This is a genomic window from Bradyrhizobium sp. 199 (assembly GCF_023073355.1).
Classification (GTDB): Bacteria; Pseudomonadota; Alphaproteobacteria; order Rhizobiales; family Xanthobacteraceae; genus Bradyrhizobium.
The window spans coordinates 1213821-1226587 of sequence record NZ_JADPJI010000005.1 but is presented as its reverse complement, the minus strand read 5'-3'; the positions used below and the strand labels follow the sequence as shown (position 1 = coordinate 1226587).

Here is a 12767-nt window from a genome sequence, read left to right as displayed (position 1 = left end):
TTTCGTTCTCAGGAGTCAAGCCATCTCCACCACTCCGAAAGGGAATGGTTAACTCGTTGAATTCAAAACAAAAAAGCCCCGGCGCAAGGCCGGGGCTTTCGACAAACGCTCGAAGAGCGGTTGATAATCAGTAACGGCCGAGGCTCGGGCCACCGAACTTGTAGTTCAGGCGGACGAGGCCGATGTCGGCGTCCTGACGGATGCGGTCGGTACCCGCGAGGCCGGCAAAGGTGACGTCCTTGTCCGACAGGAAGATGTGGTTGTACTCGACGCCAAGCGACCAGTTCGGCGCAAAGCCGTACTCGAGGCCGGCACCGATCGTGCCGCCCCAACGGGCCTGCTCGTTCGAGGACAGCAGCGCACCCGAGACCGTGCTGAACACGTCGTACTTGACGCCGACCACGGCCGCACCGCCCTTGACGTAGAGCAGGACGTTGTTCCAGGCGTAGCCGACCTGACCGGTGATCAGACCGAACGAGTCGATCTTCGAGCGGTTGCGCGTGGCAAACAGCGCGCTGACATTGTCACCCGAGAAGTCAGCCCAGTTGCCCTGACCTTCCAGGCCGAACACGAACTGACCGGACTGCCAGCGATAACCGACCTGGCCACCGACGGTGCCGCCGGTCGCATCGTGCGAACCCTCACGGCCACCGCCGACGAAATCCCAGGTCGAGTGCGACGAACCGCCGCCACCGTTGATACCGATGTAGAAGCCGCTCCAGTCATAAATCGCGGCAACCATCGCAGGCGCCTTGGTGTAGGGCCGTGCCGCGAGGTCAGCAGCCAGCGCCGGCGCAGTCGCGCTCAGCGCGACAAGGCTCACAGCAGCAAGCAACAAATTCTTCTTCATTTGAGTCCCGTTCCAGTTTCGTCGTTAGGCCCCCTGGCCGCGCAGTGGTCATAACAGTGATCGACGGAATTGCTGTAACCTCGACGCCACAGTTGGCTCCAAAGACGAGCGCTTCATTCGAAGGTCTATCACCGCGCGCCGGAAACCCTTCGAAACCAAGTGTTTTTTGTAGTTCTGATGTCGGCGGGCCGGATATATTGCATGCGCGCGTAACAACGCCACGCGCACATTCGCGTGAAGGAGAATTGAGATGCATAGACGACGCGCCCTCCCCATTGTCGCCACATTTTCGCTCGCACTCGCCACATTCGCATTCGCGTCGAGCGCAAGCACACCGGCGCGCGCGTTCGGAACGCACCATCCATTCTGCCTCACCGGCGATGAATGGCCGGGTCTGAGCAATTGCAGGTTCGACACCTACGTGCAGTGCCAGGCAAGCGCATCGGGGCGCGCGCTGACCTGCATCGCGAATCCATATTTCGGACAGAGCGACGACCCCTACGCCTACCAGAATCGTCCGCGCGCACAGACACCGGGCTATTCACCGGGCTATTTCCTGCCGCGCTGAGATGCACCGCCCTCGCCTCGCACTCCTCGTGATCGGACTGCTCCTCGCGGGCGGGTCTGCACACGCGCAGACCTATGATCCGAATTATCCCGTGTGCATGCAGATCTACGGCCCCGTCGGCTATTTCGACTGCCGCTACAGCTCGCTCGAGCAGTGCAGATATCTCGCCGCCGGACGCTCGGCGAGTTGTATGGTGAACCCGTATTTTCCATCGAGCAAACTGCCGTCACCTCGCCGCTCGAGACGTCCTTCCGTTGGCACGGGATGATCGAAGCGATCGGGTGCTACAAGCAATCCCTTGGCAGGAGGTCGCCTATCATCGGGCGCCGCGTGAGCCGCATGGGCTTCTACCTCCGTCGCCTCAACCAGCCAACGTCACGATCAAAGGTCCGTTTCGCGTGGCGATCACGGTGTGCTCGTACTGGACGGTCGGTGCTGCGGGGCTGCTGTAGAGCGTCCACGGATCGTCGCCATCCTCGGCCCACTCGGCGCCAAGAGACAGGAATGGCTCGATGGTGAACACCAGGCCCTCGTTCATGATGCGGCGCTCGGAGCGGTCGGGCCAGGTTGCGATCTCGGTCGGCTCCTCGTGGAGCGACAGGCCGACACCGTGACTGGCAAGGTTCCGGATCAGGCTGTAACCGTTCTTCCGCGCAAAGGTCCCGATCGCCTGACCGATGCCGGCGATCGGCTTGCCGGCTCCAACCTGCTGCAGGCCCGTCCACATCGCGCGCCGGCCGTCCCTGCAAAGACGTTCGACCGCGCGGGTTACGGGTGGAACGGCGAACGAGGCTCCCGTATCCGCAAACACGCCGTTCTTCTCGGCTGACACGTCGATGTTCACGAGATCCCCGCGCGCGATGCGCCGAGCGCCCGGGATGCCGTGAGCGATCTCCTCGTTCACGCTGATGCAGGTCGCCCCGGGAAACTCGTAGGCAAGCTCCGGAGCCGAACGCGCCCCGGCGCCCTCCAGAAGCTTCCGCCCGATCAGGTCGAGCTCGGAGGTGGTCATGCCCGGCTCGAGCGCCTTCCCCATCGCCTCCAGCGCAGTGGCGACGATGCGCCCGATCTCTTTCAGGCGGATGAGGTCGTCGTCATCAGAGATCGTCATGTCAGGGCTCTTCCGAAAGCCGGGACATAGCGCTTGCGAGCGCGACTTGCAAACGGGAGAGTTCTCCTCGCCCGAAACGTCTTCAACCCTCGTCGAGCAGATTGCGAACCTTGGCGGCCAGGTCTTCGATCGCGAAGGGCTTGGAAAGCAGATGCTTGCCGGCATCGAGCGTGCCATTGTGAACGATGGCGTTGCGCGTATAGCCGGTGGTGAACAGCACCTTCAGATCCGGGTGTCGCTTCGACAGCTCGGTCGCGAGTTCAGCGCCTGTCATGTCGGGCATGACGACGTCGGTAAACAGCAGATCCGGAACGAAACCATTTTCGATCGTGCTGATCGCTTCCTTGGCGCTCGCAGCCTCAATCACCGTATAGCCAAGCTCGCGCAGGCTTTCGGATGAGATGCTGCGGACCCGCTCATCGTCCTCTACGACGAGAATGGTTTCGCTCTGAAGGCTTGCACCATGATGGGTCACGCCTTGCGACGAAGCCGAGGCAGTTTCCTCGCCGGCGAAGCGTGGAAGATAGATCTTCACCGTGGTGCCGACGTCGACTTCCGAGTAGATTTTGACGTGGCCGCCCGACTGCCGCACGAAGCCGTAGACCTGACTGAGGCCGAGACCGGTACCCTTACCCACGACCTTGGTCGTGAAAAACGGATCGAACACCTTTCCCAGCACGTCGGCTGGAATTCCGGTGCCGTTGTCCGTCACGGCAATGAGAACATACTGTCCGGGCGACAATGCGTATTCGCCGGCAAATTTCCGATCGATCGAGGCGTTGCTGGTCTCGATGGTCAGCCGGCCGCCCTTCGGCATGGCATCGCGGGCGTTGACCGCGAGGTTGATGACAGCGCTTTCCAGCTGGGCCGGATCCGCCTTGACGCGCCAGAGGCCGGCCGCAAGGACCGTTTCGAGGCGAACAAGCTCGCCGAGCGATCGCTCCAGCAGCTCGCTCATCCCTCCGACCATCTTGTTGAGGTCCACGACTTCCGGCGCAAGAGGCTGTTGGCGCGAGAACGCCAGCAGCCTTTGCGTCAAGGTGGCCGCGCGGTTTGCGCCGTCGATGGCGCCCTCGATCAAGCGGTCGATGTTGACCTCTCCTTTGCCGAGCCGCCGTTTGGCGAGATTCAAGCTGCCAAGAATCACGGCCAGCATATTGTTGAAGTCGTGGGCGATGCCTCCGGTCAACTGACCCACGGCTTCCATCTTCTGGGATTGCCGCAATTGCTCCTCGGCCTTCATGCGCTCGGCAATCTCATCTGCGACACGCTGCTCCAGCTGGGCATTGAGCGCCTCGAGCCGTGTCAGAAGCCGGGCATTGTCGATCGCGGTGGCAGCATGGCCGGCAATCCCGAGCAACGCGGCCTCATGTTCGGGCTGGAATTTACCTGTTTCGGCATGACCGAAGAATAGCCCCCCGAGCACCTCGGCCGTCCGCGAGATCACAGGGACCGCCAGATAGGATCGGACCGGGAGGTGGCCCTCGGGCATGCCCTTCCGCGGCGCGTTCTTGCCATAGCGGGGGTCCTGCAGGATGTCGTCGGACCTCACAACCCCAGAGCCCTGGAAGGTCGGGCCAAAAACGGCGGTGTTGCGCGGCATCGGGAATTTTTCAAATGCGGATCGCGGCGCACCTGACAGCGAATACAGCATGTAGCTGCCGCCGTCCGCCGTCAGAACGTTGTAGAAGAAAGCTCCGAATTGAGCACCCGTCAGCTCGACACCGGCATCCGTCACGGTCTGCACGATTTTCTCAAGGTCCCGTTCACGGGCGACCGACGCACCTGTGTCGTTCAGTATTCTGAGGTGACGCTCGGTTTTCTTTTGCGCGGTGATATCCAGTACCGTCCCGATGAATCGAACGGCCTTGCCGTCGGCAAAGATGGCTTCACCGGTCGCCGCAATCCAGCGCTCCACACCATCCTCGATCCCGACGGTTCGGAATTCGATGTTGTAACCCGTCGGAGCATTGGAACTTAGCGCCGCCGATACGGCTTCATCAGCGCGCCGCCTGTCATCGGGATGAATACCCCGCAGGAACGACCCTTCATAGCTGACCTCTGCGTCCGGCGAGAGACCGAACACCTCCTTGCAGCGGACGTCCCAACGCAGAACGTCGTTGACCGGATCGTAGTCCCAGGTGCCGATGCCGGCCGCCTTGTTCGCGAGCACCAGCCGCTCGGCTGCTTCGCGGGCCGCTTGTTCCGAGCGAACGCGTTCGATATGGGCCCAGGATCGCTCGGTCACCTCGGCGAGCAGGGCGAGCTCGCGCGGCGTCCACTGATGCGGGCCGCGATGATGAATCGCCATCAGGGCGGTCAGTCGCCCTTCCTTGACCAGGGGCATGCAGATGGTCGAGCCTATTCCGATGCTCTGGAATGTGGCGGCCTCCTCAGGCGCGATCTCCGTCAGATTGTCGTTGATGATGAGCGGCCTGCCGGCGCCAAGCTCTCGCACCGCCTTCGTGCCGAAGTCGGCAAGGCTGTAGTGGCCAACGATATGCATCGCGCCGGCCGCAGCCCAATCACCGCGAATGGTGAAGCCGTCCTCATCGGAATCCATGTCGGCATAGGCGCAATTGGAAACGCCGAGATGCTCACCGAGCATCCGGGTCGTAACCGCCATCACGCCATCGGCATCGCGGGTCTTGGCCGTCTCCTTGTTCAGTGCGTCCAGGAAGAGCAGCCGGGCCTCATTCTCCCGTACCGCCGTCTCAGCACGGCGACGCTCGACCGCGGTGCGCGTGCGCTCGGCAACGTCGCGGATGAGCTCCAGCTCTTCGGGGCTCCATTGGCGGGGCGCGGCGTTGTTGAGATACAGCAGCGCCACGACCCCGTCGGGCTCGGAGATCGGCATGTTGACGAGCGCCCGCGCAGAGATGGCCTCGAGAGCCCCGGCCCGGTCACCGACACGGGGATCTTTTTCCGCATCGGCACAGATGACGGTCTCGCCGCGCTTCAGATCTTCGATGTAGCTGCCGTAGTCGCGAAAGCGCAGCACCCCTGCCAGGCTGGAGATTCCCGGCGCGTTCCAGTCCCGAACGATGGTGATGCTCTCGGCCGATGTATCGACCGTGCCATAGCCTGCCCGGCTCACTTTCAGACTGCGGCCGAGCAACTCTGCAGCAGCATAGGCAAGATCGTCAGGGTCAGCGATCTCTCGGATGTAGCCCCCAAGTGCGGCCAAGACGGCATTGCGATCGGTCGAGGTCTCCCCGGCCGCCGTTGTCATCTCACTCCCCCCGACAATTCTCTCGTTTCACTAAATAGTGGTCCAAGGCAAGCTTGCGACCTGACGACCGCCAGCGTCGATGCCGCGAGAAATTGGCACCCCGATAACTTTATGAAGGCGTTAAGGTTCCGCCGCGGCAGGCATGCACCGGGTTGCTTTTTCCGCGGAAGACCCCGCGCCGTTCGAAGCGGCTCGATTGGATTAGCACGTAGCGATCGGGACGCTGACATGCGGCCCGCCTCGCATGGCTGCTCCAATGTCGCCGCCGGCTAGTGTCGGTTCAAGTACGACAGACAAAAGCCTGTCAGTCTCGATGCGACGGCGGGAACGGTACCAGCCCGCTCCCGCCGCACTCAGCGTTGCGATTTGCCGCTCGTGATCAGAACAGGCCCGGGATCAACATGGCCACCTTCTGCCTGTAGTGGCGATACTGATCGCCAAACAACTCCAGAAGATCACGTTCCTCGAGCCAGATCCCGACAAAGATGTAGGCCGTCGTCACGGCTGCGAACAGCAGGTGGCCGAGCGTCATGGTCGGCGCCGACCAGAAGGCGACGATGAAGCCGAGGTAGATGGGATGCCGGATCAAACCATACAATCCGGGCGTCTTGAACTTCATCGGTGCAGCGAGCCGCCCGAGGAAATGCCCGACAACCTGCGTCAGGCCGAACAGTTCGAAATGGCTGATCAGGAACGTGCTGTAGAGCACGATGAGCCAACCGATGAAGTGGCCTGTGACAGCGGCATAAGCGAGTGACGGCGTCTCGATCGACCACACGACAGCCGGCATCGGCTGCCACTGCCAGAACAGCAGGATCAGGCTCGAGCTCGCCAGCAGCACATAGGTGCTGCGTTCGAGCGCAGGCGAAGCGACGCTGGCAAACAGCCGCTTGAAGCCCTGGCGTGCCATGCCGCTGTGCTGGATCGCAAACAGTGACATCAATGCAACATTGACGACGAGCGAATGCACGGGCGAACCGGCCACGCCGCTGTCGATCGTCTTCGGGACGAGGAACTGCGAGACGAAGCCGACGGCATAGAGGAAGGTGCCGAAGAAGACGAGATAGGCAAGCAGGCCGTAACCGAGCACGAGGCTGCGAGCGGCGAGCGAGCTTTGGGCCTGGACCGGCCCGTTCTGCAGGGTGATGGACATGTCCGGTTCTCCTGATGTGCGGTTGTGCGGGGATGATGACCGCGACGACGTCCGATCCGTCGCCGCGGCCGCTAGGTCGGCTCAGATGCAGGTGAGCCCGATGCAGACTTTCTTCACGTTGCAGAGGCTGCCGAGGCAATCGGCTGGCTTGCGCTTGGCCGGACTGTTGCGGACCGTCACGCCTCCGCCGCCTGCGCTGCGGTGATCACGGACCGTGGGCTGCCCCTCTCGGTGGTCGCGAACCGCCGGCTTGTCGCGATGGTCGCGGACGGTCGTCGCGGCCGAGGCCGGGGCGAGGGTCATCACCACGCTAGCCATGCCGATCGCGAGAGCGACCGTCGTCTTGAAGATGCTCTTGCTGAAGATGTCATTGTTGCAGGCGGTGTTGGACTTGAATAGCGAGTTCACGGATTCCTCCTCGGGGTTGGGAACGTTGTTGCAGGGACGTGCGGGATCGAACGGCAAAGGTCAGGCCGCCGTCCGGTGTTGCTGGGGCACGACGCAGGCGGCGCCGGCCGTGGATCGGAGAAACGGCAGCGCGATCAGCGCGAACGGTGGTCGCGAACAGTCGCCTCGCCTCTCGCCGTGACGCAGCCGCCATCGGGCGTGTGGGTGTGGTTGCGCGCGTCGCAGAACACCCTGGGTGCCTGCTGGGCGCGGCCGCCGCGATGGTCGCGCGAGACCGGCTGCTCCGCCCGCGCCGCAGCCGGCGACAGCAAGCCGGCAACGATCAGACCAAGCAGCGCGGCGCGGACGCCGAGGACTCGGCCGCGGCTACGGCCTGCACAATCCGGATGCCGCTGGCCGACCTTCTTCGTCATGAATTGGACCGCCGCCCGTTCGCGCTTCACCAGCATGTTGGCGACGGACCGGTTGACGAACCGCCGCAGGCGCACGAGGACGACGAAAAGGTATCGGTGCGACGGGCTCAGCGCGGGCGCCTGGGAGAGCGTTGGCATGTGATTTCCTTTCGATGAGTTCGAGACAACGGCGCCCGCGCCGAAAGACTGTTCGGCAGCGTCCGTTGGACGTGCGGGATCGCTGCACACCGAGCAAATGGGCCGTGAAGTCAGTAACTGGACGCGCAGTTGTCGTACTGCCTGTTGCAGGTTCGATTGATGCACGCCGTCCAGTCGCCTCGCCCCGAAGCCCCGGCGCAACGCTGGTTGCAGAGTCGGTACTTCTGAATGCAGCTCATTTTCGCAGCATTGGCAGTTTCGGCGGAACTCAGAATGCTGCCTCCTGCGAGGCCAGCAATCAGCAGAAGGGCTTTCCAGAAGGACGTGTTCATGTGTTGCTCCTAATCGTTTGGTTGGCAGTCGTGATCGATGATAGCGAACTGGCAATTGCTGGAAGGCGGACTGCGCTTGCGCCGAACCGTTATTCCGCGGCGGCGCTTTGTTGCGCGGGATCGGCGCGCACGACGACGGTAGCGGCGATCTTGTAAAATTCCTCGCCGGGCATGCCGACGCGGCGCGCATGCTCGCGGATGGACTCGCCGTCGCGAGCCTCGTAGATGCAGAAGGTGCCGATGCGGCCGTCGGCCTCTTGCACGACGTAGCTGCGGATCCAGCGGACGCGGTCCGGCATTTGCTCGTTGCCGATGCGGGCCGACTTCGCGCCCGCTTCTTCCAGCTCGGACAGACTGGCCCAGGCGCTCGGACGACGAATGACGTAGAGTTCCATGTCATATCTCCTCAGGTTTTGGTTGTTGACCGACCGGCCGCGAACGACCGCATGCGAGCTATAGGCGCAGGCGGCGCTGACCGTCCTTACCGGGACCTGATCATTTCCTGATGCCTGCCTGAACCTTTCCCGTCCTGCCCGGACACATCGATATGATCCTCAGGTTCGGACCCTTCGAGCTCGACGAAGCGAGCCGCGTCGTTCTGCGCGCAGGGCGCGAGGTCGCCTTGCAGCCAAGGGTGTTCGATCTACTTGCGTATCTGGTGCGCAACCGCGACCGGTTGATCGGAAAGGATGAGCTGCTGGGCGCCGTCTGGCCGCACGTGACCGTCACTGACAATTCGTTGCAGCGGGCGGTGAGCATGCTCCGCATGATCCTGCGCGAGGGCGGCATGGACAGCGCCATCCGGAACATTCCGGGCAAGGGCTATCGCTTCTGCATCGACCATGAGCCGGAACTGCAGGCTCACTCCCCCGGGACGTTGAGCGAGCAGGCCACAGACGTGCGCACACGGGCGCAACGCGCGGCGTTCGCGCAGGCGTGGACCGAGGCCGCGACCCTGTTCGAACAGGCCGATGCCGCCGAGATTCTGGATGGGCCGGATCTGCACCAATGGGCGCTCGCGCTTCAATGCACCGGCAACAACGATGCCGCCATGCCGCTTCTGGTTCGCGCCGTCGCAGCGCATACCGAAGCAGGCAATATGCCATCGGCCGTCGTCGACGCCGTCACGCTGTCGGGCCTCTACTTCGAGCGCGGCCAGGCGGCGATCGCCAAGGGCTGGCTCGCACGTGCCGAGGATTGGGCCGGCGACGTCGAGGATGCCGCAACCTCGGCGCTGATCCTCTGGATGAAGTCCAAGGTCGCAGCGTTCGACGGTGAACCGGATCTGGCGCTGTCGCTGGCTGACGAAGCCTATGGCGTGGTGCGCCACAAGGACGCCGTCGGCATCGAGGCGTTGAGCCTCGTCTATCGCGGCTTCTATCGGCTGTGCCTTGGCGATACCCGCGCAGGTCTGGCGGACCAGGACCACGCGGCAACCCTGGCGCTCTCGAGCAACCAGCTCGATCCGGTCATGGGCGGAATCCTCTACTGCAATATCCTGTGGGCCTCGCGGATGTTCGGAGACTGGGCACGCGCCGATCAATGGACGCTGGGTTATCAGAAATTCTGCTCCGAAAGCGGCGTCGAACTGACTGGCTCGTGCCAGCTCCACCGTTCCGAAGTCCTCGGCGTCAGGGGATCGCTCGGCGAGGCCCTCACCCGCATCGACGACTCGCTGTCGCGCCTCAGCAGCGATGCGCCATGGTCGATTGGCGATGCCAACCGCGTCCTCGGCGATATTCAATCCGCAATCGGCAACGACGACGCGGCGCTCGAAGCCTATGACAGGGCCTATTCGCTCGGCTGGTGTCCCGAACCGGGTCGCGCCATGTTGTTGCTCGAGCGCGGTGAGGCGGAAGCCGCCCATGCGGGCCTCGAGCGGAGCCTGATCGGCAAGACCTGGTGGACCCTGCAGCGGCGTGGAATTCTGTTTGCACATCTCGCGCTGGTCGCGGCACATACCGGCCGTCGCGGCCAGGCGCTGGAATTGATCGAGGAGCTTGCGGGCAGTCCCGACCGATGGCCGATGCCCTCGATCCGGGCGCTCACCAACGAGGCGCAGTCCGTGCTTGCGCATGCCGACGGCGACCACGAAGCCGCACTGCGGCATCTGCACTTGGCCCGGCAGCTTTGGTCGAGCGTCGAAGGGCGCGTCCAGGCCGTGAGGCTGCGACTCCGGATCGCGAAGCTGCAGCTCGAAAGTCAAGACGTCCGGGGTGCCGCAGCGGAGATTCATGCAGCCCAGCTCGTGGCGCGCGAGCTCGGCTCGCACAAGCTCGAGGCCGGTTGCAGGGAGCTGAAGCGCAGGATCCAAACCGGAGAGACCGGGCGCGCCGCCTAGCCATCAATTTATGCGACCGGAAGTTGTACAGCTCACGACCATTGTGTAACGTCGGCCGCAGGCCTTCAGTCTGCGTGCCCGTCATCCCATGATCCTCCGTATCCTGCTCCTCCTGGCATTGCTGTCAACATCGGACGCATTTCATGCCGCGGCATCGCCGGCTGAAAAAGCCGGATTTGCATCCCGGCTGACGATCTATCTTGCCAAGGGGGCGCCCGATGCGTGCGGGCGCGGCTGCGACCGCTGGATCGCGATCGAGGGCGAGATTGATCAGGACGCCGCGCCGCGCATTCGCCGCTTCCTCGCCGGCGTCAAGGACACGCAGCGACCGATCTACCTTCACTCGCCAGGCGGAAACGTGGAGCAGTCCTATGCGATCGGCCGGCTGCTGCGCAGCCGCAAGGCGGTCGCGCGGGTTGGCCGAACGACCGCGACGGCGTGCGCCGCGGGCACGCAGGTGGACGCCGCCTGCCTGAAGATCAAGACCACGACTGGCGAGGTCGAAGCCGAACTCACCACTCACCGTGCGATGTGCAACTCGGCCTGCGGTTATCTGTTTCTCGGCGCGACCTCGCGCGAGGTTGCTCCCGATGCTGCGCTGGCAGTCCATAACTCCAGGCTGATCCTCCGCTTTCGAGGCAATCCACCGCCGGAGGTGGTCGCAGAGGTAAGGCGGCGGCGGATCGCCAGCGCCGACCGCGACCGCGCCGCGTTCATTGCGGCGATGGGAATCAGCGGCGAGCTTGATGCCCTGATCCGCACCGTGAAGTTCGAAAGCCTGCACGTGCTGACGCGGCCCGAGCTTCATCGTTTCGGCATCGACACGCGGCCCCTCGTCGAGACGATGTGGAGGCTGGAGAAGCAAGCGCGGCCGTTCGTCCATAAGTTCGCGGTGATGAAGAAGGAGAACGGCACTTCGTTCCGTACGATGGAGTGGCGGCTATCTTGCGAAAGCAGCAAGCGTGTGCCGCTGACATTCGCGGGCGAGATCGACGAGGCCGCCGTCGGAAAAAGCACGATCCTGATGACAGCGGATGCGGAGACGGGCAAGGAGGCCGGAGGATATCCAGTGCGGTCCGGCAAGTACGAGCTCTGGCGCGGCAGCATCGACTCCGACACGGTCAAGTCGATATTGGCGTCCCGCGCCCTGCATGTCCGCCAAACCACGACGATGCCGGACGACAAGACGGACACGACGAAATTCGACATCGACCTGACAGGCCTCGCGTCCGCATGGACCGAGCTCAAGTCATCGTGCGCCTTGTCAACGCTGAGCCCGATCAGCCCCTGGCCCGCCACGGTGCCGAACGCCGGCACAACGCCCGCGTCCGCGCCGTCGCCGTGAGACACCTCACACGGGCGTGTAGATCACCAGCTTCAACGCGGGATCGTCGTTGGCCTGAAAGCTCGTGTGCTCGAAATTCAGCACGCCCCTGGCTGGATGGTTCATGGTCTTGAGGCCGGACATGGTGCTGCGGATGTCGTGCGCTTTCCACCATTTGACGAATTCCGGGCTGCCCTGGCGCAGCCGCGTCAGCAGCTCGGTGAAGGCAGGATCGCCGGCCCAGACGTCGTGAGTGGCGCGAAACATCGCAACCATGCTCCTGGCGACGTCGGTCCAGCTCGCGCCGTAGAATTTTCGCGTCTGCCTGTTGGTCAAGACCAGCAGCAGCGTATTGCGATCCTGCTCCGGCAATTGCCCGAAGGCGAAGATGCCCTCGGCCGCGTCATTCCAGGCCAGCACGTCCCAGCGCCGGCCGGTGATATAGGCCGGCTGGTGCAGGCTCTCGATCATCCGCCGGATAGACGGCGGCACGATTTCGCGCGTGAACGGGCTTCTTGCCCCGTCGCGCGCCAGCGCCTTCAGATGCGCGTGCTCGGTCTTGCTCAGGCGGAGCGCGTGGGCCAGCGCGTCGATGGTGGTGACGGACGGGCTGACGGTGCGGCCCTGCTCGAGGCGGATGTACCAGTCGACGCCGATGCCGGCGAGTTGCGCGACTTCCTCACGCCGCAGCCCCGCGGTGCGCCGCCGGGGGCCCGCCGGAAGGCCCACGGTCTTCGGCGACAGCCTTTCGCGGCGGGACCTCAGAAAATCGCCGAACTCGACGCGGCGTGGGTCGGCCATTGCTGTTGCTCCCGCGATGGAGGGCCTCTGGAATACTAGGATAATACCAGGCCTTCTTGTCCCTTCCAAGGCAGCCCATATCGGCTTCTCCCCAGT

Annotated in this window: 12 protein-coding genes; 4 read left to right on the top strand and 8 right to left on the bottom strand. The window is 63.7% G+C overall.

The window, feature by feature from the left end:
- Positions 1–127: 127 nt before the first annotated feature.
- A complete protein-coding gene (locus tag IVB28_RS14375) occupies positions 128–850 on the bottom strand; it encodes an outer membrane beta-barrel protein (RefSeq protein ID WP_247527036.1) in 723 nt (240 codons plus the stop codon).
- Between the two features lie 250 nt (positions 851–1100).
- Between IVB28_RS14375 and IVB28_RS14370 the strand changes: the two genes are divergently transcribed.
- Together IVB28_RS14370 and IVB28_RS14365 are read left to right on the top strand one after the other, a co-directional pair.
- Positions 1101–1418, top strand: a complete 318-nt coding sequence (locus IVB28_RS14370) for a DUF3551 domain-containing protein (protein ID WP_247527035.1) — start codon at positions 1101–1103, stop codon at positions 1416–1418.
- Position 1419: 1 nt separating this feature from the next.
- Positions 1420–1686, top strand: a complete 267-nt coding sequence (locus IVB28_RS14365; RefSeq protein ID WP_247527032.1) for a DUF3551 domain-containing protein — start codon at positions 1420–1422, stop codon at positions 1684–1686.
- Positions 1687–1779: 93 nt separating this feature from the next.
- Here IVB28_RS14365 and map read toward each other — a convergent pair whose 3' ends face one another.
- The 6 genes from map to IVB28_RS14335 form a co-directional block, all read right to left on the bottom strand.
- Complete coding sequence (gene map / locus IVB28_RS14360; RefSeq protein ID WP_247527030.1) at positions 1780–2529, bottom strand: type I methionyl aminopeptidase; 750 nt, start codon at positions 2527–2529, stop codon at positions 1780–1782.
- Between the two features lie 82 nt (positions 2530–2611).
- Positions 2612–5761, bottom strand: coding sequence for a GAF domain-containing protein (locus tag IVB28_RS14355; protein ID WP_247527026.1), 3150 nt, complete (start codon positions 5759–5761; stop codon positions 2612–2614).
- A 379-nt stretch (positions 5762–6140) separates the two neighbouring features.
- Positions 6141–6914, bottom strand: a complete 774-nt coding sequence (gene mddA / locus IVB28_RS14350) for a methanethiol S-methyltransferase (RefSeq protein ID WP_247527025.1) — start codon at positions 6912–6914, stop codon at positions 6141–6143.
- Positions 6915–6995: 81 nt separating this feature from the next.
- Positions 6996–7322: a hypothetical protein gene (locus IVB28_RS14345; protein ID WP_247527023.1), complete on the bottom strand. Its 327-nt coding sequence runs from the start codon at positions 7320–7322 to the stop codon at positions 6996–6998.
- A gap of 134 nt (positions 7323–7456) precedes the next feature.
- The gene (locus tag IVB28_RS14340) at positions 7457–7873 is read right to left on the bottom strand and encodes a hypothetical protein (RefSeq protein WP_247527021.1); all 417 of its coding nucleotides are present in this window, start codon (positions 7871–7873) and stop codon (positions 7457–7459) included.
- Positions 7874–8294: 421 nt separating this feature from the next.
- Positions 8295–8600 carry a nickel-binding protein gene (locus tag IVB28_RS14335; protein ID WP_247527020.1) on the bottom strand — a complete coding sequence of 102 codons (306 nt, stop codon included), beginning with the start codon at positions 8598–8600 and terminating at the stop codon, positions 8295–8297.
- Positions 8601–8752: 152 nt separating this feature from the next.
- Between IVB28_RS14335 and IVB28_RS14330 the strand changes: the two genes are divergently transcribed.
- Positions 8753–10546, top strand: a complete 1794-nt coding sequence (locus IVB28_RS14330) for a winged helix-turn-helix domain-containing protein (RefSeq protein WP_247527019.1) — start codon at positions 8753–8755, stop codon at positions 10544–10546.
- Between the two features lie 88 nt (positions 10547–10634).
- Positions 10635–11891 (top strand): hypothetical protein, encoded by a 1257-nt coding sequence (locus IVB28_RS14325; protein WP_247527018.1) that lies wholly within the window; start codon positions 10635–10637, stop codon positions 11889–11891.
- A gap of 6 nt (positions 11892–11897) precedes the next feature.
- Here IVB28_RS14325 and IVB28_RS14320 read toward each other — a convergent pair whose 3' ends face one another.
- Entirely contained in the window at positions 11898–12671 is a 774-nt protein-coding gene (locus IVB28_RS14320; RefSeq protein WP_247527017.1) for a helix-turn-helix transcriptional regulator, read from the bottom strand.
- Positions 12672–12767: the final 96 nt, after the last annotated feature.

What these genes read in the sequence shown, in the direction of transcription:
- mddA (WP_247527025.1), bottom strand. Translation starts at nt 6,914, where the DNA reads ATGTCCATCACCCTGCAGAACGGGCCGGTCCAGGCCCAAAGCTCGCTC.
- IVB28_RS14375 (WP_247527036.1), bottom strand. Translation starts at nt 850, where the DNA reads ATGAAGAAGAATTTGTTGCTTGCTGCTGTGAGCCTTGTCGCGCTGAGC.
- IVB28_RS14320 (WP_247527017.1), bottom strand. Translation starts at nt 12,671, where the DNA reads ATGGCCGACCCACGCCGCGTCGAGTTCGGCGATTTTCTGAGGTCCCGC.
- IVB28_RS14370 (WP_247527035.1), top strand. Translation starts at nt 1,101, where the DNA reads ATGCATAGACGACGCGCCCTCCCCATTGTCGCCACATTTTCGCTCGCA.
- IVB28_RS14335 (WP_247527020.1), bottom strand. Translation starts at nt 8,600, where the DNA reads ATGGAACTCTACGTCATTCGTCGTCCGAGCGCCTGGGCCAGTCTGTCC.
- IVB28_RS14365 (WP_247527032.1), top strand. Translation starts at nt 1,420, where the DNA reads ATGCACCGCCCTCGCCTCGCACTCCTCGTGATCGGACTGCTCCTCGCG.
- IVB28_RS14355 (WP_247527026.1), bottom strand. Translation starts at nt 5,761, where the DNA reads ATGACAACGGCGGCCGGGGAGACCTCGACCGATCGCAATGCCGTCTTG.
- IVB28_RS14330 (WP_247527019.1), top strand. Translation starts at nt 8,753, where the DNA reads ATGATCCTCAGGTTCGGACCCTTCGAGCTCGACGAAGCGAGCCGCGTC.
- IVB28_RS14325 (WP_247527018.1), top strand. Translation starts at nt 10,635, where the DNA reads ATGATCCTCCGTATCCTGCTCCTCCTGGCATTGCTGTCAACATCGGAC.
- map (WP_247527030.1), bottom strand. Translation starts at nt 2,529, where the DNA reads ATGACGATCTCTGATGACGACGACCTCATCCGCCTGAAAGAGATCGGG.
- IVB28_RS14340 (WP_247527021.1), bottom strand. Translation starts at nt 7,873, where the DNA reads ATGCCAACGCTCTCCCAGGCGCCCGCGCTGAGCCCGTCGCACCGATAC.